At 71.5% G+C, this 20551-nt stretch carries 15 protein-coding genes; 9 read left to right on the forward strand and 6 right to left on the reverse strand.

The window, feature by feature from the left end; all coding sequences use genetic code 11:
- Positions 1-2: 2 nt before the first annotated feature.
- From ACIBVP_RS19095 to ACIBVP_RS19110, 4 genes are all read right to left on the reverse strand, one after another.
- Positions 3-728 carry an esterase family protein gene (locus ACIBVP_RS19095; protein WP_396107479.1) on the reverse strand — a complete coding sequence of 242 codons (726 nt, stop codon included), beginning with the start codon at positions 726-728 and terminating at the stop codon, positions 3-5.
- Positions 728-1780, reverse strand: a complete 1053-nt coding sequence (locus ACIBVP_RS19100; protein ID WP_396107480.1) for an alpha/beta hydrolase — start codon at positions 1778-1780, stop codon at positions 728-730. The genes ACIBVP_RS19095 and ACIBVP_RS19100 overlap by 1 nt, the downstream gene beginning before the upstream one ends.
- 82 nt (positions 1781-1862) lie before the next feature.
- The gene (locus ACIBVP_RS19105; RefSeq protein WP_396107481.1) at positions 1863-2756 is read right to left on the reverse strand and encodes a TIGR03619 family F420-dependent LLM class oxidoreductase; all 894 of its coding nucleotides are present in this window, start codon (positions 2754-2756) and stop codon (positions 1863-1865) included.
- A 90-nt stretch (positions 2757-2846) separates the two neighbouring features.
- The gene (locus ACIBVP_RS19110) at positions 2847-7196 is read right to left on the reverse strand and encodes an ExeM/NucH family extracellular endonuclease (protein WP_396107482.1); all 4350 of its coding nucleotides are present in this window, start codon (positions 7194-7196) and stop codon (positions 2847-2849) included.
- A 415-nt stretch (positions 7197-7611) separates the two neighbouring features.
- Here ACIBVP_RS19110 and ACIBVP_RS19115 point away from each other — a divergent pair, with 415 nt between their 5' ends.
- From ACIBVP_RS19115 to ACIBVP_RS19150, 8 genes are all read left to right on the forward strand, one after another.
- The gene (locus ACIBVP_RS19115) at positions 7612-8775 is read left to right on the forward strand and encodes a ThuA domain-containing protein (protein WP_396107483.1); all 1164 of its coding nucleotides are present in this window, start codon (positions 7612-7614) and stop codon (positions 8773-8775) included.
- 66 nt (positions 8776-8841) lie between these two features.
- Entirely contained in the window at positions 8842-9627 is a 786-nt protein-coding gene (locus tag ACIBVP_RS19120) for an alpha/beta fold hydrolase (RefSeq protein WP_396107484.1), read from the forward strand.
- Positions 9628-9658: 31 nt separating this feature from the next.
- Positions 9659-11977, forward strand: a complete 2319-nt coding sequence (locus ACIBVP_RS19125) for a hypothetical protein (protein ID WP_396107485.1) — start codon at positions 9659-9661, stop codon at positions 11975-11977.
- A gap of 119 nt (positions 11978-12096) precedes the next feature.
- Entirely contained in the window at positions 12097-13272 is a 1176-nt protein-coding gene (locus tag ACIBVP_RS19130; RefSeq protein ID WP_396107486.1) for a PP2C family protein-serine/threonine phosphatase, read from the forward strand.
- On the forward strand, positions 13265-14848 hold the full coding sequence (locus tag ACIBVP_RS19135; protein WP_396107487.1) for an ATP-binding protein: 1584 nt from the start codon (positions 13265-13267) through the stop codon (positions 14846-14848). Before ACIBVP_RS19130 ends, ACIBVP_RS19135 begins: the two co-directional genes overlap by 8 nt.
- On the forward strand, positions 14841-15284 hold the full coding sequence (locus ACIBVP_RS19140) for a response regulator (RefSeq protein ID WP_396107488.1): 444 nt from the start codon (positions 14841-14843) through the stop codon (positions 15282-15284). Before ACIBVP_RS19135 ends, ACIBVP_RS19140 begins: the two co-directional genes overlap by 8 nt.
- The gene (locus tag ACIBVP_RS19145; protein WP_396107489.1) at positions 15281-15715 is read left to right on the forward strand and encodes a hydrolase; all 435 of its coding nucleotides are present in this window, start codon (positions 15281-15283) and stop codon (positions 15713-15715) included. The genes ACIBVP_RS19140 and ACIBVP_RS19145 overlap by 4 nt, the downstream gene beginning before the upstream one ends.
- A 38-nt stretch (positions 15716-15753) precedes the next feature.
- Positions 15754-16227, forward strand: a complete 474-nt coding sequence (locus ACIBVP_RS19150; RefSeq protein ID WP_396107490.1) for an SRPBCC family protein — start codon at positions 15754-15756, stop codon at positions 16225-16227.
- Positions 16228-16237: 10 nt separating this feature from the next.
- Here the strand turns inward: ACIBVP_RS19150 and ACIBVP_RS19155 are convergent, their stop codons facing one another.
- Positions 16238-17818 carry a phytoene desaturase family protein gene (locus ACIBVP_RS19155; RefSeq protein WP_396107491.1) on the reverse strand — a complete coding sequence of 527 codons (1581 nt, stop codon included), beginning with the start codon at positions 17816-17818 and terminating at the stop codon, positions 16238-16240.
- Positions 17819-17892: 74 nt separating this feature from the next.
- Here ACIBVP_RS19155 and ACIBVP_RS19160 point away from each other — a divergent pair, with 74 nt between their 5' ends.
- On the forward strand, positions 17893-18750 hold the full coding sequence (locus tag ACIBVP_RS19160; RefSeq protein ID WP_396107492.1) for a serine/threonine-protein kinase: 858 nt from the start codon (positions 17893-17895) through the stop codon (positions 18748-18750).
- A gap of 3 nt (positions 18751-18753) precedes the next feature.
- Here ACIBVP_RS19160 and ACIBVP_RS19165 read toward each other — a convergent pair whose 3' ends face one another.
- The gene (locus ACIBVP_RS19165) at positions 18754-20142 is read right to left on the reverse strand and encodes an aspartate aminotransferase family protein (protein ID WP_396107493.1); all 1389 of its coding nucleotides are present in this window, start codon (positions 20140-20142) and stop codon (positions 18754-18756) included.
- Between the last annotated feature and the right edge of the window lie 409 nt (positions 20143-20551).

Consider the following 20551-nt stretch of genomic DNA (forward strand, 5'->3'; position numbering starts at 1 on the left):
CTTCAGCAGAAGCGGGGCAGGTGGTGCGCGAGTTGCGCACGCCAGGACGGCCAGTCGTGCGGGACGTCGTGGCCCCACAGGTCCAGTTCGCACCGCAGGGTCTTGGCACGCAGGACGGCCGCGAGCCCCCGGGTGGAGTCCAGCGAGCCGGTGGTGTCCTCCCACTGGCCCTGGCCGACGACCAGCAGCACCGACAGCCGTGACCGCAGCCAGTCGAGGTGGTCGCCGTCCAGGTGCGGCACGAAGTCGACGGGGTTGGTGAAGTAGGCGGCGTCGCCGCGTTCGCCCCACCCGTGCCACGTCGACGGGTCGTAGTTGCCGGACAGGCCCATGGCCAGCGGGAACAGGTCCGCGCGGCGCAGCGCGAACAGCACGGCGTGGAACGCCCCGAGCGAGCAGCCCACCGTGGGCACCTCGGTGACGCCGCCGCAGTCGGCGTGGATCGACGGCAGGACGCGGTCGATGATCCACGACTCGTACACGCCGTGCTGGTGGGCGCGTTCCTCCAGCGGGAGCGACCGGTTCGACCACGACGCGGCGTCGTGCGAGTCGACGCAGTACAGCTTGGCGCGACCCGCGTCGATCAGCGGCGCGACCGCGTCGACCATGCCGTTGGCCTCGAAGTCCCACGCCCGGCCCTGCTCGGCGGGGAACACGAGGAAGGGCCTGCCGTAGTGGCCGTAGGCGATCACCGTGCCGCCGCTGATCTCGTACTGGTCGCGGCGCATCACGCGCTCCAGAGCCCGCGGAGCAGGTCGGTGAGCGCGGGGTCGAACGCGTCGCGCCAGGCGACGTGGTTGTGCGCGTCCGGCACCTCGACCAGCCGCGTCGCGTAGCCCTGCTTGGTGAGGGTGGCGGCCATCTGCCGGTTGTTGGCGAGGTTCTCCTCGGCCAGCCCGCACGTCATGGTCACCGGCACCGTCTCGTGCGGCACCGTGCGCAACACGTCCGCCACATACACGCTGACCTGTCCGAACCGGCTGAACCGGTGCTGCTCCTGCGGGTCGAGGTCCACGGTCAGGAACGACGCCGACTGCAGGAACAGTCCACCGAACAGACCGGGCAGCGCGCGTTGCGCGTGCAGCATGGCGAGGCCGCCGAGGCTCGCGCCCATGCCGGCGACCGGCCCGGTCATCGCGATCAGCGAACGCAGCCGCGGCAGCACCCGCTGGTGGAGTGTGGCCGCGTAGCGGGGGTTGGCCGCGTACTCGTCGTCGCGGTCGCCCGGGGCGAGCAGGGCCAGCCGGAAGGGCGGCAGTTCGCCCGCGGCGATCATCGCGGCGGCGTAGTCCGTGAGGGCGGCGAGGTGGTCGTACTCCGGGCCGTCGTGCGCGACGAGCAGCGGTAGCGGCTCGTCGGCGGGGGCAGGCGACCAGACCCGCACGTCGACGTCCCGGCCGAGCAGCGGCGCCGCCACCGCCACGTCCGCCGTCTCGCCCGGCGCCCGGTCCGCCACCAGCCACTTCGGCGGCGCGTAGCCGGGGAACTCGACCACCGACTTGTCGCCGAAGGCGCCGGGCGCGCGCAGCGGGTTGCCGGGGTCGCAGACCTCCTCGACCTGCCCGCCCGGGTGGCGCAGCTGGAACCGGTACTCCATGCGGTCCACGGGCGGCCGGGGGAGCGTGAGCCGCCACCGGCCCTCCTCGCGGACGAAGTCCAGCGGGGTGCCCGGGAGCGACAGGGCGGGCAGCAGCCGGGTCGCGGCCAGCGCCGACTCCGCGTCCGGCAACCGGAACACGACGGAGTCGTCGGTCACCAGCGGCTCCGTCTCGGCGATCACTGACCCATCACAGTCACCCCGCGCGGGTGAAGTCAAGGCCGCGATCAGGACGCGCGGACCACCGGCTACCAGTTCGCGTTCGTCATCCGCTGCGTCCCGGTGCGAGGGCTTCGATGATCTCCATGGCGAGCGAGGTGGCGGTTTCGGGTGATACGTCCGGGTTGCCGATCCGGTCGTGCCAGTTCAGGTCGTAGTACAGCTCGGTGACGCCCTGCTCGCCCAGCCACTCCGCGTCAGCACGGATATCGTCGTAGTCGCCCGTGAGCCTGCCCGCACGTGGCCCTGGCCGGACCACCCCGCGCACGACCACCCGCACCCGGTCCGGCTCCGGCGCCGCGTCCCGTACCACGGCGATCTCGTCGGCGATGCGGTCCAGGTCGGTGGCGCTGCGGCTCATCCAGCCCGCCGCGATCCGGCCCGCGCGCCGCAGCGCGGCCGGGACGGCGCCGCCGAGGATGATCGGCGGACCGCCGGGCTGCACCGGCCGCGGCAGCATCCGGCTGGGTGGCACCGTGTAGAACTCGCCGTCGAAGGACGCCGGGTCGTCCGTCCACAGTGTCCGCAGGACGCGGACGTACTCCTCGGCCCGCGCGCCGCGGCGGGCCGTGTCGGCGCCGGTGGCGGCGAACTCGGTGGCCGACCAGCCGACACCGAGCCCGAGGTCGAAGCGGCCGTTGGACAGCACGTCGAGGGTGGCGGCCTGCTTCGCGAGGTACACCGGGGAGACGTAGGGCAGGTTCACGAGCGCGACACCGAGCCGGATCCGGGTCGTCGTGGCGGCCGCGAAACCGAGCGGCAGCAAGGGGTCCAGGACGCTCTGGTAGACGGCGTCGAGCCGGTCGTCCACGCCGACCAGCAGGCGTTGGAACGTCCACAGTGAGTGGTAGCCGAGCTCCTCGGCTCGCGTGGCAACGTGCGTGATGGCGTCCGGGGTGGCCCACGCGCCCGACACCGGCGCGCCCAGTCCGATCTTCATGCCCCCAACGTAAAGCACGCCCCCGACAGTCGCCCACACGCGGGAAGGCCCGCCCGGCGCGAAGCCGGACGGGCCTTCCCGGTGTTCGGCTCAGAGCTCCGCGCACTGGCCCGTCGCCGGGCCGTTCACGGTGTTCTTCCTGCCGTCGTTGCCCGGCGCCGGGTCGTTGCCCGAGCAGGACAGCGGGCCGGTGACCGTGTTGCCCGCCACGATCGCCTCGCCGCCGGTGTTGCCGGTCAGCCGCAGCGGGCCGGTGATCGCCGACGCGTCGACCAGCACGCCCGCCGTGTTGCCGGTCACGGAGACCGGGCCGGCGATCTCGGCCCCCTCCAGCACGACCTCGCCGGTCGCGCCGGACACCGTCACCGGGCCGTAGACGTGCGTGCCGTGCAGCTCGAACAGCGCGGGCCTGGTGGCCGTCACCGGGCCCGCGATCAGGCCGTCGGTCACGATCAGGGACGCGCCCGGCCGCACCGTCACCGCACCGAAGATCGTCGCGGCGTCGACGCAGGTCAAACCATCCGACACGGTGATCGGGCCGAACTCCATGCCCGTGATCGTCTCGTCGCACGCCGGGCCCGGTTGGCCGATCTCCGACCTTGGCGCGGTGTCCGCGGTGATCGGCGAGTTGGCGCCGATGTACGCGGTCAGCATCGTCAGGTCGTTGTCACCGGTCGTGGCCGGGTTCGTGCCGTCTCCCAGCGTGGCGAAGTTGTCGCCACCCGCGGCCAGGAACGAGTTGACCGTCACGCGGTACGTGCCCGCCGGGTCGATCGGCTCGTCGTTCAGCCACATGCCGGTGATCCGCTGCCCGGCCGGGTTGTCCGGCAGGTACATGTAGCGGAAACCGGACGACACGCCGAGGTGCAGCTTCGGCCGCGAAGCACCGGCGGGCTGCCACTGCTCCTCCAGCACCTGCTTGATCTGCGCACCCGTGTACGTCTTCGTCACGACGTCGTTCGCGAACGGCTGCACCGAGAACGCCTCGGAGTAGGTCACGACACCGTCCGGCGCGTACAGGAGGTCGGCACGCAACCCGCCCGGGTTCATGAACGCGATCTGCGCCCCGCCCCGGCCCGCGTCCTTGGTACCCGCGAGCTGCACGTCGGCGATGAAGTTGCCCAGCACCGACTCGGAGCCGCGGTCCTCGGCACCCGTGGACGAGAAGGCCCGCTTGACGTCCGCGGTGATCTTGCCCAGCGGCTGCTTGCCCAGCTCCTCCGCGTTCGCCTTGGCCCTGGCGACGAGGTCGGCGACCTCGGGGTTCGACGGTGCGCCGGTCACGTCGAGCAGCTCGGCGTTCGACGACACGACCGTCTTCGTCGCCGGGTCGATCGACAGCGTGACCTTGCCCAGCTTCACGCCGTAGTCCTCGGCCTGCAGCACCGGGCGGGTCCGGTCCGTGCCCGGCACCGGGATCTGGAACGCGTACGGCTGGTGGGTGTGGCCGGACAGGATGGCGTCGATGTCGGCGCCGGCCCGCGTGAAGTCACCGAAGACCGGGTCGTTCTGCAGGTCCGCCACCGAACCGATGTTCTCCGTCGCCGCGCCCTCGTGAGCCAGCAGCACGACCACGTCGGCCTCGCCGTTGCCCTCGTCGCCGTCCTTCAGCTGGCCCGCCACCGCGTCGGCCTCGGCCACCGGGTCGCGGAACGTGAGCCCCGCGATGCCGTCCGGGCTCACCAGCGACGCCGTCTGCTCGGTCACCACGCCGACGATGCCGACCCGCACACCGGCCACGGTCCGCACGTCGTACGCGGGCAGCACCCGCTCCTCGCCGCGGTACACGTTCGCGCCCAGGTACGGGAAGTCCGCCCGGTCGGTGACCCGGCCGGACAGGTCCGCGAAGCCCTTGTCGAACTCGTGGTTGCCGACCGCCGCCGCGTCGAGGCCCATCAGGTTCAGCGCGTCGAGCGTCGGGTTGTCGTTGTCGATCGCCGAGACGAACGTCGACGCGCCGATGTTGTCACCGGCCGACAGGAACAGCGTGTTCGGGTTCTGCTCCCGCAGCTGGTCCACCAGCCCCGCGAGCTGCGCGGCACCACCGACACCGGACGACGGCGGCTCGAGGCGGCCGTGGAAGTCGTTGATGCCCAGCACCTGCAGGTCGATCGGCGCGAGCGTGCCGGTGTTGATGCCGATGACCTTCGGGTTGTGGTCGCTCGCCCGGTACGGGTCCGCCTGGTAGAACGCCGGGTGGCCGTCGTACTGGAACGCGAACGACTCGTGCGAGTTGATCTGCCAGGTGTCCACACCGGTCACCCGCTGCATCAGCGACGGGGTCGCGAGGGCGTGGTCGAGCGAACCGGACTCGCCGCCGAACACGTAGCTGGCCTCGCCGTTTCCGATGTCGTCGAGCGACGCGTCGTAGAAGACCTGCATCGGGTCCTCGTGCGTGTAGGCGTTGAAGTCGCCCAGGATGATCACGTCGTCGCTGCCCGAGGACGTCTTCAGCGAGTCCACGAACGCGGTCAGCGACTGGGCCTGCCGGACCCGGTCGCCGTTGTAGGCGCCCTGCCCGTCGCCGCTGTCGGCGTTGTCACCGGTGGGGTCGCCGGACGCGGACTTCGACTTGAAGTGGTTGGCCACCACGGTGAACGTGACCTGGCCCGCGGTGAACGTCTGCGCGATCGGCTCACGCGCGTTGAACCACACCGTCTCGTCGTTGATCGTCCGCGAGTCGCCATGCGGCGTCACCGAGCCGGGCTTGAAGATGATCGCCGTGGTGATGAAGTCCTGCTGCTCGGCGGAGGGCAGGTTCGCGGGCGACCGCACGTAGTCCCACGTGCCCGCGCCGTCCTTCTCGTTCAGCGCGGCCACCAGGCGCTTGAGCGCCATCTGCGGGTCGTTCGCCTCGAAGCGGACCGAGTTCTCGATCTCCTCCAACGCGATCACGTCGGCGTCCAGCGCGGAGATCGCGGCGACGATCTTGGCCTCCTGCTTGGCGAGACCCGCCTCGTCGTCCGCGCCGCGGGCGTCGCCACCGAAGTGGACGAAGTAGTTGAGCACGTTGAAGCTCGCGACCGTGATGTCACCGCCGACGGCCTCCGGCGCGGGGGTGCGCGGGTTGGTCGACTTGAACGTGGTGCGCTGCAGCTCCGGGGTCGTCGCGGTCACCGGGGTGGTCGGCTGCAGCCGCCACTCGTTGAACCCGTACGACAGCACGGTCGGCGCGAACGCCTCCACCTGGTCACCCACGCGCAGCGGCGCGTCCGGGTAGACGTAGGGCGGCAGCTGACCCGCCGACGACAGGTTCGCCGACGAGCCGTCGTCGATCAGCAGGCGTCGCAGCTTGTTCTCCGCGGCCTGCGCCGTGGCCTCCGGTGTGCCGGGGCGGTACAGGTCGGTCGGGATCGGCGCGGCCTTGTCACCAGCGGCGAGCACGACCTCGCCGAAGCGGTTGGTGTTGTAGACCTCGGAGACCGTGAAGTCGCCGACCGGCGCCACCAGCATCGACTCGACCGACTCACGCGCGGCCGGGTCGAGCGGCAGGCTCAGCGGGGCCGGGGTCGGCAGGGTCGCGTCGTGGGCGCACACCTGGAAGTCGGCCTTCGCGCCGATGGTGACCTCGGTGAGGCCGTTGAACTCGCTGACCACACCACGCACGCGCACCTGGTCGCCGTTCGCGGCGGCCGGGTGGTTGGCGGCGTCGTTGGTGAAGTAGACGAAGACGCCGTCGGAGGCGGTGCCCGCGGCGGGGGCGCGGTCGCCCGTGCCCGCGGTCTGGACGTACACGCCGTTGTAGCCGCCGGTGCCGTGGTCGGCGGTGACGACGCCCTCGATCACGACCTGGCTGCCGGACAGCGGCGACGCGTCGGTGGTGCCCTGGACCTCGGCGATCGTGTTGGTGACCGTCAGGTCGCAGCCGACCGGGTCGGGGTCCGGGTCACCAGCGCTGTTGCGGGTGCCGAAGGTGTTCTGGGCCGCCTCACGCCATGTGCCGTCGATCTTCTGCAGCGAGTAGCCGACCGGGGTGGCCGAGCCCTCTGCGACGCCGATGTCGGTGGCGGTGGTGCCGTTCGCGGGGCCGTTCGTCGCGGTCAGCGGGCCCTCGTAGGAGAGGAACTCCGCCACTGTGCCGTCGGGGCGGACGAGCGCGACCGCGTCGGGGGAGCCGTTCTGGAGACCGTCGGTCGGGTAGGTCGCGACGACCACACCCGCGTCGGGGACCGTGCCGGACAACGTGCGGGTGTTGTACACGCCGCCGCCGTTGCCGTTGTACAGGGCGAGCTGCCAGCCGGAGAGGTCGAAGCCGACGGGGGCCTCGATCTCCAGCGCCTCGCCGGTGTCCGTTCCGGCGTTGTCATAGTGGATCTCAGACAGGAACGGGGCGGTCGGCTCGACCGCCTGAGCCGTCGACGCACTGACGGCCGCGACCGTGGCGATCGCGGTCAGCGCTCCGACGACTTGGAGCGAACGGACACGTCTACTAGTGGGCATCAGGCCTCCATCAGGCGGGTAGAACCTGCCGGAGCCTAGGTGTGAACGGTGTCGAGAAAAATGCGCGCAGATGTACGTTGCGCGATTGTTAGATGGGTGTCAGAAATTGTTGGCACACAACGGAGTCGCCTGGATACGGCTGGTTACCGTCCGTATGTGCGGATTGTCACCGTAGCGACTGGCCGCAATTCCTGTCGACCCTTTCCGAATATGCCGAATGGCGTAATGCCTTCGTTTTTTCGGCGGAAGACGATCATGGGACACGGTCGACGAGACATCCGATCTCTCGGTTGAACTTTCTCGTTCATGACGTCCGAATGGCTGCTTGACGACGGTGAGACCTCGGATGTTAACTGCTTGTGCAAACCCTGCTGTCTCTTTCGGATCCACCCCTGCACCGAGAGAGGACCGAGTCGTGCGCACCGTTGCCAAGGCTCTCCTTGTCGCGACCGCGGCCATGTCGGTCGCCGTCGCCCCGCTGGCCGCCCCGCCACCGGCGGACGCCGCGCCACTGTCCAAGATCCTGGTCTTCTCGAAGACCGCCGGATTCCGCCACTCCTCGATCGACGAGGGCATCGCCGCGATCACCACCCTGGGTGCGCGCAACGGCTTCTCGGTGACCGCGACCGAGGACGCGAACCAGTTCACCACGGCGAACCTGGCGCAGTACCAGGCCGTCGTCTGGCTCTCCACGACCGGCGACGTCCTGAACGACACGCAACAGGCCGCGTTCGAGTCCTACATCCGGGGCGGCGGCGGGTACGTGGGCGTCCACGCCGCGGCCGACACCGAGTACGGCTGGGCGTGGTACGGCGGTCTCGTCGGTGCGTACTTCGCCTCGCACCCGCACATCCAGCAGGCGAACGTACGCGTCGAGACCACGGCCCACCCGTCGACCGCGCACCTGCCGTCGACCTGGACCCGCACCGACGAGTGGTACAACTACCGCACCAACCCGCGCCCGGCCGTGAAGGTCCTGGCCAACCTCGACGAGTCGACCTACAGCGGCGGCTCCATGGGCGACCACCCGATCACGTGGTGCCAGAACTACCAGGGCGGTCGCGCCTGGTACACGGGCCTCGGCCACACCGAGGGGTCCTACGCGGAGTCGAACTTCACCCGCATGCTGCTCGGCGGCATCCAGTGGGCGGGCGGCGCCGTGACGGCCGACTGCGCCCCTGCCACAGGTGTCACCGATCTGGCCCGAGGCCGCCCGGTCACCACGACGAGCGTCGAACCCGGCACGTCCCACGTGGGCGCGAACGCGGTCGACGGCAACCCGGGCACGCGGTGGAGCAGCGCGTTCGCCGACCCGCAGTCGATCACCGTCGACCTCGGCTCGGTCCGCGACGTCCAGCGGGTGCGGCTCGTGTGGGAGACCGCGTACGGCCGCGCGTACCAGATCCAGTTGTCCGACAACAACTCCACGTGGCGCACGGTCTACTCGACCGCCACCTCGGACGGCGGCACCGACGAGGTGACGGTGCAGGCGCCGGGCCGGTACGTGCGCGTCCTGGGCACACAACGTGCCACCCAGTGGGGCTACTCACTCTGGGAGCTTGCCGTCCTCGGCTCCTGAGTGAGCACCCGGCCGGGGCAGTCGACGAGGCCTGCCCCGGACCGGGTAACCACTACTGTGGTCCGCGTGAGTCTCGCCCGCGCCGACGACGGTGCCGCCCTGTACTACGAGGTCAACGGCACCGGGGACGACGTGCTCCTGCTCATCGCCGGGCAGTCGAACAACCACCACTGGTGGGACGCGCCGCGGCAGGACTTCGACGCCCGGTTCCGGACCGTCGTGTTCGACCACCGCGGCACCGGGCGCAGCGACAAGCCCGAGACCGGGTACGGCACCCGCGGCTTCGCGGCCGACGTGCGCGCGATCCTCGACGACATGGGCGTCTCCGAAGCCCACGTGTACGGCACCTCCATGGGCGGCCGGGTCGCGCAGTGGTTCGCCGCCGACCACCCCGACCGGGTGCGGCGGCTGGTGCTCGGCTGCACCTCGCCGGGCGGCGCGCACGGCATCGAACGCAGCGCCGAGGTCCGCCGCTCCCTCGCGCAGCGGGACACGAGGAAGGCCCGGCAGGCGCTGCTGGAACTCATGTACACACCCGCGTGGCTCGCCACGCACCCCGGACCCTTCACCACGATCGGCGACCGGGACATGCCGCCCCACGCGCGCCGCGGCCACTTCACCGCCAGCAAGGAGCACGACGGCTGGGACGCACTCGCGAAGATCACCGCGCCGACGCTGGTGGTCCACGGTGCCGACGACGTCTTCAACCCCGCGGCCAACGCGCCGTTGATCGCCGACCGGGTGCCCGACGCGCGGGCGCACCTCATCCCCAGCGCGCGCCACGCCTACTTCGAGGAGTTCCGGGAGGTCGCCGGCCCGCTGGTGCTCGACTTCCTCACCCGGACCCCGTAACGATCCCACCGTCCTGAGACGACCCTGGGGCATGTTCGTGGAACTGCGGGTCCACGGGGTGAGTGGCACGCCGCCGGAGGACATGCTCGACCGGCCGCTGGTGAAGCAGGTCGCGGGCGACGTGGACGGCCGGTTCTTCCGGCCGGTCGACAGCGCCGGGAACGAGGTCCGCGCGGCCGACGGCCACATCGTCGAGGGATACCACTGGGGACCACTGACGTCGGGCTCGTGGCGGCAGGCGCTGTGGCTCGCGCTGATCCCGTTCGGGCTCGTGAACATGGCCTACTTCATGCTCCCGGCGGGCGGCGGCCGTGCGGGCTCGGCCGCGCGGACGGTGGCCAGGGCCATGCTGCGCGTGCTGGCGATCGTGCTGACCGGGCTCGTCGTGCTGGGCTTCGCGCAGGCCGCGGTCGACCTGCTCGCCTGGCAGTGGACCGGAGCGGGGTCCCGGTCGGGTGACCCGCGGTGGTGGCTCGCGGGCGCGGTCGCCGTGGTGGTCGTCGCGTTGCTGGTGATCCGGTTCGTCGGCGGCAGGCCGCGCACGGTGCCGGAGACCGAACCCCTGCCCGACGCCGCGGCGAAGACGGGACTCGCGGGCGGGGAGTTCTACCGCGGCGACGAGGACATCCCCGCGCTGCGGCACCTGCACCTGGCCGCGGGACTGACCGTGCTGTCGCTGCTCGCCGGCGGTCTCGCCCGCGAGCACAGCGGTGGTGACTGGCCGTTCTGGGTCGCGGTCGTGCTGCTGCCGTGGACCGTTCTCCACGCCGCGCTCGTCGGTGACCCGGCGGTGCGACGCACCTGGGTGTCCACCCTGTTCGTGCGGCGGCTGCCCGGGGCGGTCCTCGCGGTCGCGATCGTCCTCCTGGGTGCCGCGGTGCTCACGATGCTCGCCGTACCGGAGTACCCGGCACGCGACCGGGGCGTGCTGCCGGGCATCGCGAACCTCGGCATGTGGGTGGCGGGGTTCGCGCTCGTCGCCCTGCTGGTGCTCGTCGCGGCCACTGCCGTGCTCGCGTCGCTGACGGGGAAACCGAGACCGCCCAAGCCCTTCCGCCGGTTCCTCGGCGGCATGACCGGGCCGGTGGTCGCGTCGCTCGGCGTGTTCCTCGGTGTCGGGTTCACCGCCGCGCTCGACTACGGCGTGCTGCGCGCGCTGCGCCCGTCGGACGAGCCGGACGCGATGGCGCTGCCGCTGTTCCACCTGCGGATCGCGTTCGCCGCCGGTGTGGCCGTCGGGCTCGGCGTCGTGCTCGCCGCGGTGCTCGGGACGTGGATGGCGTTGTCCGCCAAGCGGTACCGGCGGTTCGTCCGCGCGGCCGCCGGACCGGGCCTGCTGCCCGCGGACCAGGTGCGGCGCGTGGCACGCGCGTGGTGGGTCGGCCGGTTGAAGTTCTCCGTGCACTGGCTCGCGATCGCCGTCGCGGGCGTGGGCGCGGTGCTGACCGGGGCCGCCATCGCCGAGGCCTGGGGCGACCTCGGCGCGACCGTGTGCAGGCCGAGCGGGGTGATCCTGTCCGACTGCCGCGACCTGCCGGGCCTCGACCCGGTCACCGTCGGCACGGTCGCCTTGCTGCTGCTGGGTGGTTTCCTCGTCTACCTCGGCCGCCGTGCCGTGGGGGACAGCGCGGTGCGCCGGGGGGCGTGCGTGGTGTGGGACGTGGTCGCGTTCTGGCCCGCGGCCGCGCACCCGTTCGTGCCGCCGCCCTACTCGCCCAAGGTGATCGACGACCTGCGCAGGCGCATCGAGTGGCACGCCGAGGGCCCGGCCCGGTTCGTCGTGCTCGCCGGGCACAGCCAGGGCAGCCTGATCGCGGCGGCCGCGCTGACCAGGGTCGACCCGCGCTACCGGCGGCGGGTCGCGTTGCTGACCTACGGGTCGCAGCTGCAGGTCGCGTACGCGCGGGCGTTCCCCGCCTACGTCGACCACCCGTTCCTGTGCTGGCTCCAGGACGACGTGCTGCAGCGCCGGTGGGTGTCGCTGTACCGCGAGACCGACCCGATCGGCGGGCCCGTGCTGAGCTGGCAGCGCACCGACGAACCGGTGTTCAGCTCCGTCCGCCTCGGCTGCGACGAGGCCGCCGACGACGAGACCGACCCGGTGACCGGCGTCCGCCGCTGCGGCGCCGAATGGCGGGTGCTCGACCCGTGGCCCGCGGACGGCGAGTCGCGGCCGCGGCAGGCCATGCGCAGGCACAGCTGCTACAGCCTCGACCCCGCGTGGGACGTCGCGCTCGCCACGCTCACCGCGCGGCACCGTGACGACGACGGTGACGACGACCGGGACGCCGACCGTGACACCGACCGGCCTGCCCCCGGCCTGCTGCGCGCGGAAACCGCCTCGACCTGAGCCACCACGCCACGCGAACCGCTCGTTCCGGGCTTCGCCCGTGTTCCGACTAGGATGGGCAGACCGTATCGACCATCCGTGGTCGGCACCCGGGGAGTGAGGGACGAGCAGGCCAGGTCATGGTTGGTGCGCTCAGCGGGGCACGTGAGAGACCCGCGCCGACGCGGGTGCTGCTGATAGAGGACGACGACGGCGACGCGTTCCTCGTCGAAGAGCTGTTGCTCGAGTCCGGCGCGGCCGTCACGCTGCACCGGGTCCGCACGCTCGCGGAGGCGAAGGCCGCGGTCGAGGACGCCGCGTGCGTGCTGCTCGACCTCGGCCTGCCGGACACCCACGAACTGGACGGCCTGCGCTGGCTGCAGGACAACGTGCCGTCGGTCGCCGTGGTCGTGCTGACCGGGCTCGCCGACGAGTACCTCGGCGAGGAGGCGGTCCGGCTCGGCGCGCAGGACTACCTCGTCAAAGGCCAGGTCGACGGGCACCTGCTCGACCGCGTGATCCGCTACGCCGTCGAACGCGAGCGGTCCGACTCGCTGCAGCGCCAGCTGCGGGACGCGCAGATCTACGCGGAGGAGAACGGCCGCCTCGAACGCGGCCTGCTGCCGACTCCGATCGTGTCGGACCAGACGTTGCGGGTCACCACTCGTTACTCGCCCGGTGGCCAGCGGCTCCTGCTCGGCGGCGACTTCTACGACGTGGTCCAGACCGCCGACGGCGCCGTGCACGCGGTGGTCGGCGACGTCTGCGGCCACGGCCCCGACGAGGCCGCGCTCGGCGTGTCGATGCGCGTCGCGTGGCGGACGATGGTGCTGTCCACCCGCCCCTCGACGGAAGTGCTCTCGGTCGTGAACGAGGTGTTCACCCACGAGAGGTACCAGCCCAACCTGTTCACCACGCTCTGCATGCTCACCATCGACCCGGCCCGCACCACCGGCACGCTGCACCTCGTCGGGCACCCGCCGCCGCTGCTGATCACCGGCGCGGACGTGCGTGAGCTGAAGGCGCCGGTCCGCACGCCGGTCGGCGTCGGCGACGGCGGCCGCTGGCCCGACTGCGAGGTCGAGCTCGGCGAGGCGTGGACGATCCTGATGTACACCGACGGGCTCATCGAGGGCCGCGTCGGCACGGAACGCAGGCGGCTCGACGTCGACGGGCTCATCGGGCTGGTCAACACCGGTCTCGCCGCGGGCCTGCGGGAGGCGGCGCTGCTCGACCACGTGATCAACCAGGTTCGTGAGCTCAACGGCGGCGACCTCGACGACGACCTGGCCGTGGTGGCACTGAGCCATGGCTGACGCGGCGCGCTGGCCACTGCGCCGCATCATCAACGTCAGCGTCGCCGCGCTGGGGGTGTTCCTCCTGGCCGCCGTCATCGTCGGCGGGCTCGCGCTGCGGGGTCTCGGCGACGCCCGTGCGACCGTGGTCGGGCGCATCGACCCCGCGCTGCAGCAGGCGCTGCGGCTCGAGTCCGCGCTCGTCGACCAGGAGACCGGCGTGCGGGACTACGTGCTGGGCGCCGACGAGGACGTGCTCAGCCGGTACACGTCGGGTCTGCGGGAGCAGGACGCGGCCGTAGCGGCGCTGCGGCAGCTCCTCGCCGACCTGCCCGACGTGCAGGACGACCTCATGCGGGTCGTCGACCGCGCCGACGAGTGGCGCACCGAGTACGCCCAGCCGACGATGGTCGCGATCACGACCGGCAGAGGCGTCCCGTCGGACGCGACGATCGCCGAGGGCAGGGGCATCTTCGACCCCGTCCGGGACGCGCTCGGCAACCTCGAACGCGACCTCAACGCGGCCCGCATGGCCGCCACCGACGACCTCGAGAACACCGCGACCTCGGTGAACGGCGTGCTCATCGGCATCGCGGTCGCGTTCGCGATCGTCGTGGCGGTGCTCGCGATCGGGCTGCGGTTCGCGGCGATCCGGCCGGTGGCGCGGCTCGCCGAGGAGGTCCGGACCGTCTCCCGGGGCGACTACGACCACCCGGTCGAGCAGAGCGGCCCGCGCGAGGTCCGCGAGCTGGGCGCGGACGTGAACGTGATGCGGGAGCGGATCCTCTCCGACCTGTCCGCGGTGCGGGTGGCGCACGCCGAGCTGGACGAGCGCACCAAGGACCTGGAACGGTCGAACGCGGAGCTGGAGCAGTTCGCCTACATCGCCTCCCACGACCTGCAGGAGCCGCTGCGGAAGGTGGCGAGCTTCTGCCAGCTGCTCGAACGCAGGTACAAGGGCAAGCTCGACGAGCGGGCCGACCAGTACATCGCGTTCGCCGTGGACGGCGCGAAACGCATGCAGATCCTGATCAACGACCTGCTCGCGTTCAGCCGGGTCGGGCGGATCGTGCGCGAACCGGTCGAGGTGTCCTGCGACGCGGTGCTGGAGCAGGCGCTCGCCAACCTGGCGGACGCGATCGAGCGGACGGGGGCGACCGTCGTCTCCGACGACCTGCCGACCGTGTCGGCCGAGGTCCCGCTGCTCACGGCCGTGTTCCAGAACCTGATCAGCAACGCGCTCAAGTTCCGCGGCGAGGACCCGCCGAAGGTGTCGATCACGGTCCGCCGCGACGACGGTTTCTGGGAGTTCGCGGTCGCCGACAACGGGATCGGCATCGACCCCGAGTACGCCGAGCGGATCTTCGTGATCTTCCAGCGGCTGCACAACAAAGCCGACTATCCGGGCACCGGGATCGGACTGGCGATGTGCCGCAAGATCGTCGAGTATCACGGTGGCGCGATTTGGCTGGACAAGAATGTGGAATCCGGGTCGCGGTTCTGCTTCACTCTGCCGGTGATCGGCGCCGACCGTGCCAGTGACACCGCCGGCGACACCGCCAGCGACACCGCCGACGACAAGGACACCGATGGCTGACCCCACCCCGCTCGACGTGATCGACGTGCTGCTCGTCGAGGACGACGACGGCGACGTGCTGATGACGCGTGAGGCGTTCGAGCACCACAAGATCCGCAACCACCTGCACGTGGTGCGCGACGGTGAGGAGGCGCTGCGGTTCCTGCGGCGCGAGGGGGAGCACGCTGACGCGCCGCGGCCGGGCCTGATCCTCCTCGACCTGAACCTGCCGCGCGTGGACGGTCGGGAGGTCCTCGCCGAGCTGAAGGCCGACCCGGAGCTGCGGGTGATCCCCGTGGTGGTCCTGACGACCTCGGAGGCGGAGGAGGACATCCTCCGCAGCTACACGCTCCACGCCAACGCGTACGTGAGCAAGCCGGTCGACTTCGACCGGTTCATCGACGTCATCCGTCAGATCGACGACTTCTTCGTGACGGTGGTGAAGCTACCGGGATGATCGAGCTGCCGGACGCCTTCTGGGAGGTCCGGTACGTCGGCGCCCGCTACCCGGGCTCGCGTGCGGTGCTGGCACGGCCCGGCCTGGCGGACGGCGCGAACTGCCAGCTGTTCGCGTACGAGGTGCTGCGGCACTTCGGTTACGACCCGCCGGACCTGCGCTCGAGCGAGCTGTGGGACGACGTGAAGTCGACACAGCGGGTCGCGGCGCCGCGCCCGCTCGACCTGGTGCTGGTGAACTCGTCGAAGGACGCGTGGGGCGCGCACATCGGCGTCTGGGCGGGGCAGCACGGCGGCGAGGACAAGGTGCTGCACCTGTGCGCGGAGGCCAGGCGGCCCGCGTTGTGGACGCTGGCGATGTTCGCCGCCCGGCCGAGCTACCGGCAGCTGATCGGCTTCAAACGGGTCGTGGCCCGGTTTGCCCGGCACTGAGGCGGGTACCTGGAGTTCTCCGACGCTGGAGGACTGTCATGATCGACGTGACCGAGCGGATCGCCGCGTCGCCGGAGCAGGTGTGGGCGGTGCTGGCCACCGGGTGGACGTACTCGGGCTGGGTGGTCGGCGCATCGCACGTGCGGGCGGTCGACCCCGGCTGGCCCGCGGTCGGCACCCGCGTCCACCACAGCGTCGGGCCCTGGCCGCTGGTCACGAACGACGCGACGGAGGTTCTCGGCGTCGAGCCGGGCCGGTGGCTGGAGCTGGACGCCCGCCTGTGGCCGTTCGGCGCCGCGCGTGTGCGACTGGAGCTGTCAGCGACCGACGGTGGCACTGGTAGCGGCACTGGTGGCGGCACGGACGTTCTCATGTCCGAGCAGGTCGTGCGCGGTCCGGCCGCGCTGCTGCCGAAGCCGCTGCAGGCCGCGCTGCTCATCCCGCGCAACCGCGAGTCGCTGTCCCGGCTCGCCGACCTCGCCGCCGCCGGGGTCGGCTCGCGCCAGCCGTGATGTCCATGTGCTACCGGTAGATCAATGTATGCGCTGCCGAGATGACGCCGCGGTAGCCCGGGACCCGGTCCCTCGCCAGCGCCGCCTTCGCCGCGTTCGCCCCGGCGCCGCCGTGCACGCCGCCCCCGGGGTGCGCCGCCGCGCCCGCCAGGTACAGGCGGTCGACCACCGTGTCCGCGCGGCCGAGCCCGGGGACCGGGCGGAACACCAGCTGCTGGTGGACCGCGGACGTGCCGCTGTTGATCGCGCCCTCGACCAGACCGGGGTTGTGCGCGGCCAGCTCGGCCGGACCCGCGATCGCACGGCCGACGATCCGCGAGCGAAAACCCGGCGCCTGGTCCTCGATGACCTGCTCGATCCGGTCCGCCCGCCGCTTGAGCCGCGACTCCGACCACGTCTCACCCCGCGGCACGTGCGTGTACGCCCACACCGCCTCCGTGCCATCGGGAGAGCGGGACGGGTCGGCCGTGGTCATCTGCCCGAGCAACAGGAACGGGTTGCGCGGCACCCGGCCGCACGCGAGGTCGTTCGCGACCCCGGCGAGCCCGTTCACGTCCGCGCCCAGGTGCACGGTGCCCGCCCCGCCGACCCCGGGCGCCGTCCACGGGATCGGGCCCGACAGCGCCCAGTCCACCTTGATGGTGGCGTCGTCCCACACGAAGTCGTCGAGGTCGCGCACCAGCCGCGCGGGCAGGTGCGTCTCACCCACCATCTCCCGGTACAGCACCGGCGCCTGCACGTCGGCGAGCACGGCCCGTCGCGCCCTGACCACGTGCCCGTCCGCGTCCCGCACCCCGAGCGCCTGCCCGCCCGCGACGACCACGGACGTGATCGGCCTGCCGCAGTCGAGCCTGCCGTCGCGGGTGGACAGTCGGCGCACCAGCGCGTCCGTGAGCTTTCCGGCGCCGCCCGCGGGCACCGGGAACCCGACCTCCTGGCCGAGCATCGTCAGCAGCCACCCGAAGATCCCCGAGCCCGCGTTGTCCGGTCCGAGGTCGGTGTGCATGGCGTTGCCCGTGAACAGCGCGCGTGCGCCGTCGCCGGCGAAGCGCTCGCCGGTCAGCGTCCGCACCGGCAGGACGGCCATCCGCGCGAACCGCAGCATCCCGCCCGCGCCGAGCCGTCTGGCGAGCCGGGCCGCCGCGCGGACGGGTGGGAACGGGGTGAGGACCGCGTCGAGCACGTCGTCGCGGACCCGTTGCCAGTAGGCGAACTCGGCGTGCCAGGCGTCCGCGTCGGCGGCCGCGAACTCCGCCACCGCCTTCGCGGTCTCCTCGATGTCGCGCGACAGCACCACGTGCCTGCCGTCCGGGAAGACGTGCGCCAGCACGGACGGCGCGTGCCGCCACGTCAGTCCGTGCTCCTCCAGCCCCAGGGACAGCAACGCGGGCGAGGCGGCGGCGAGCGGGTAGAACGCGCTGCACAGGTCGGCGACGTACCCGGGTGCGGCCACCTCGCCGGAGGCCACGGCGCCGCCCGGGGCGTCGGTCGCCTCGCAGACGAGCACCCGCCACCCCGCGTCAGCTAGAAGGTTGGCGGCCACCAACCCGTTGTGGCCTGCGCCGATCACCACGGCGTCGACATCGTCCATCAGCGCCTCCCTCACACGAGTGATTACCCCGCACACGTCAGTTTCCACGTGGCAACGCCGGGTACACGAAGATCGTGTCCACGAACACTGTTATCGACCACCGTTACCGGCTGGGCCCGCGGCTCGGCGGGGGCGGCACGGCGGACGTGTTCGAGGCCCGCGATCTGCGCCTCGCGCGGCGGGTGGCGGTGAAGAGCTGTCGCTCCGCACACGCCCCGCTCGATCTCGTCGCGGAGGCCGAGCTCCTCGCCGGACTGTCGCACCCTGGGCTGCTGACCCTCTTCGACTTCGGCTTCGACGGGCCGCGTCCGTTCCTCGTGCTGCAACTCGCAGCCGGCGGGACGTTGCGCGACCGGCTCGACAGCGGGCCCATGCTCCCGGACCGGGTGGCGGAGATCGGCGCGGTGATCGCCGACGTGCTGTCCTATGTGCACGGTGAGGGCATCGTGCACCGCGACGTGACGCCCGCCAACGTGCTGTTCGACGACGAGGGCGAGTGCTACCTCGCCGACTTCGGGGTCGCGGGCTCGTCCGGCGACACCGACGCGAACGTCCACGGCACGGCCTCCTACCTCGCGCCGGAACAGGTGACCGGTGGCGAGATCGAACCCGTGGTGGACGTGTACTCACTCGGACTGGTGCTGCTCGAATGCCTGACCGGAGAGGTCGAGTTTCCCGGCGACGGCAAGGAGGCGGCGACCGCACGGCTCGTCCACCGCCCGAAGGTCCCCGGCGCGTGGGGCAGGGCGTGGCGCGCGGTGCTCACCGCGATGACCGACGTCGACCCCGCGAAGCGCCCCGTCGCCGCGACGTGCGCGACCCTGCTGCGGGCGCTGTGCACCGGTGAACGGGTGCCGCTGGCCGAGCTGCCCGCCCGGCCCAGGTCGTGGTTCGGGACGTTCGCGTCCGCCGCCTGCAACGCCATGCTGTGACCGCTACAGCCGGTTCGACGCCTCCGACAGCACCGCGCGCAGGATCTCCTCGATCTCGGCGAACTGCGGTTCCTCGCACGTCAGTGGCGGCGCGAGCTGCACGACGGGGTCACCGCGGTCGTCGGCGCGGCAGTACAGGCCCGCGTCGAACAGCGCCTTGGACAGGTAGCCGCGCAGCAGCCGCTCGGACTCGGCCTCGTCGAAGGTTTCCTTGGTGGCCTTGTCCTTCACCAGCTCGATGCCGAAGAAGTAGCCGTCGCCGCGCACGTCCCCCACGATCGGCAGGTCGCCCAGCCGTTCCAGGTAGGACCGGAAGAGGTCGCTGTTGCGGCGCACGTGCGCGTTGAGGTCCTCGCGGACGAACAGGTCGAGGTTCGCGAGCGCCACCGCACTCGCGACCGGGTGCCCGCCGAACGTGACGCCGTGGGCGAACGTGTTGGCGCCGTGCCGGAAGGGCTCGGCGAGGCGGTCGCTGACCAGCATGGCGCCGAGCGGGACGTACCCACTGGTCAGGCCCTTGGCGCAGGTGATGATGTCGGGCTGGTAGCCGTAGCGGGAGGCGCCGAAGTACTCACCGAGCCTGCCGAACGCGCAGATCACCTCGTCGGACACGAGCAGCACGTCGTGCCGGTCGCAGATCTCGCGGACACGCTGGAAGTAGCCGGGCGGCGGCGGGAAGCACCCACCCGCGTTCTGGACCGGTTCGAGGTAGACGGCGGCGATCGTGTCGGCGCCCTCGAACAGGATGGCCTCCTCGATCCGGTCGGCGGCCCAGCGGCCGAACGCCTCCGCGTCCGTGCCGTCGGGACCCGCCGTGCCGTCCGGGGCGCGGTAGAGGTTGGTGTTCGGGACCCGGATGGTCGAGGGGACCAGGGGTTCGAAGTCGGCCTTCAGACCGGGGAGACCGGTGATCGACAGTGCGCCCATGGAGGTGCCGTGGTAGGCGATCGCCCTGGAGATGACCTTGTGTTTCGTCGGTTTGCCGGTCAGCCTGAAGTAGGCGCGGGCCAGCTTCCACGCGCTCTCGACGGCTTCGGAACCGCCGGTGGTGAAGAAGACCGTGTCGAGGTCGCCCGGCGTGAGGGTCGCGAGCCGCTCGGCCAGCTCGACGGCCTTGGGGTGGGCGTAGGACCAGATCGGGAAGTAGGCCAGTTCGCGGGCCTGCTTGGCCGCGGCCTCGGCCAGCTCCTCCCGGCCGTGGCCGACCTGGACGACGAACAGCCCGGACAGGCCGTCGAGGTACCGCTTGCCGTTCGTGTCCCAGATGTAGGGGCCTTCGCCGCGTGCGATGGTCGGCACGGGGGAGTCGGCGTAGGACGACATGCGGGTGAAGTGCATCCAGAGGTTGTCGGCCATGCTTGCGATTACCGCATACTTTCGGTGGGTCGGCAAGTGATTGCCTCTGTGAGGTGGTCTGCTGGCGACGGAATCCGCAGTAGCCCTCCGGGGGGGCCTCGCCGGACGGGCTGATCTCGGGGAGGGCAGGCAGGTCGTCTTTGTGGGCTTTCGCCCGGCTTTGCGCGGGCCTGATCGCCGAAAAGGGAGATCCTTGCTCATATCCGGGTGGGACGTTCCCAAAAAGACGATCATGGTCCGGCCACCTCGAACCCGAATCCGCCGATGATCATGCTCGGTTGTGTATGGGGCGGTTTCCCTCCGGGGGGTCCTCGCCGGACGGGCTGATCTCGGGGAGGGGGCCTCACGATTTTGGCTTGTTGAGATTTGGCGAGGATGGGTCTGCCTGCCCTCCCGTCGACCTCCCTCCGGGCTATCACACCGCGTCAAGGGGCCAGTGTTTCGG

The organism is Actinophytocola sp. NPDC049390 (genome assembly GCF_044466355.1).
In the GTDB taxonomy this organism is placed as follows: domain Bacteria; phylum Actinomycetota; class Actinomycetes; order Mycobacteriales; family Pseudonocardiaceae; genus Actinophytocola.

Excerpts from the sequence above, each read along its gene's own strand:
- ACIBVP_RS19105 (WP_396107481.1), bottom strand. The coding sequence starts at position 2,756 with ATGAAGATCGGACTGGGCGCGCCGGTGTCGGGCGCGTGGGCCACCCCG.
- ACIBVP_RS19125 (WP_396107485.1), top strand. The coding sequence starts at position 9,659 with ATGTTCGTGGAACTGCGGGTCCACGGGGTGAGTGGCACGCCGCCGGAG.
- ACIBVP_RS19130 (WP_396107486.1), top strand. The coding sequence starts at position 12,097 with ATGGTTGGTGCGCTCAGCGGGGCACGTGAGAGACCCGCGCCGACGCGG.
- ACIBVP_RS19135 (WP_396107487.1), top strand. The coding sequence starts at position 13,265 with ATGGCTGACGCGGCGCGCTGGCCACTGCGCCGCATCATCAACGTCAGC.
- ACIBVP_RS19140 (WP_396107488.1), top strand. The coding sequence starts at position 14,841 with ATGGCTGACCCCACCCCGCTCGACGTGATCGACGTGCTGCTCGTCGAG.
- ACIBVP_RS19110 (WP_396107482.1), bottom strand. The coding sequence starts at position 7,196 with ATGCCCACTAGTAGACGTGTCCGTTCGCTCCAAGTCGTCGGAGCGCTG.
- ACIBVP_RS19095 (WP_396107479.1), bottom strand. The coding sequence starts at position 728 with ATGCGCCGCGACCAGTACGAGATCAGCGGCGGCACGGTGATCGCCTAC.
- ACIBVP_RS19155 (WP_396107491.1), bottom strand. The coding sequence starts at position 17,818 with ATGGACGATGTCGACGCCGTGGTGATCGGCGCAGGCCACAACGGGTTG.
- ACIBVP_RS19150 (WP_396107490.1), top strand. The coding sequence starts at position 15,754 with ATGATCGACGTGACCGAGCGGATCGCCGCGTCGCCGGAGCAGGTGTGG.
- ACIBVP_RS19145 (WP_396107489.1), top strand. The coding sequence starts at position 15,281 with ATGATCGAGCTGCCGGACGCCTTCTGGGAGGTCCGGTACGTCGGCGCC.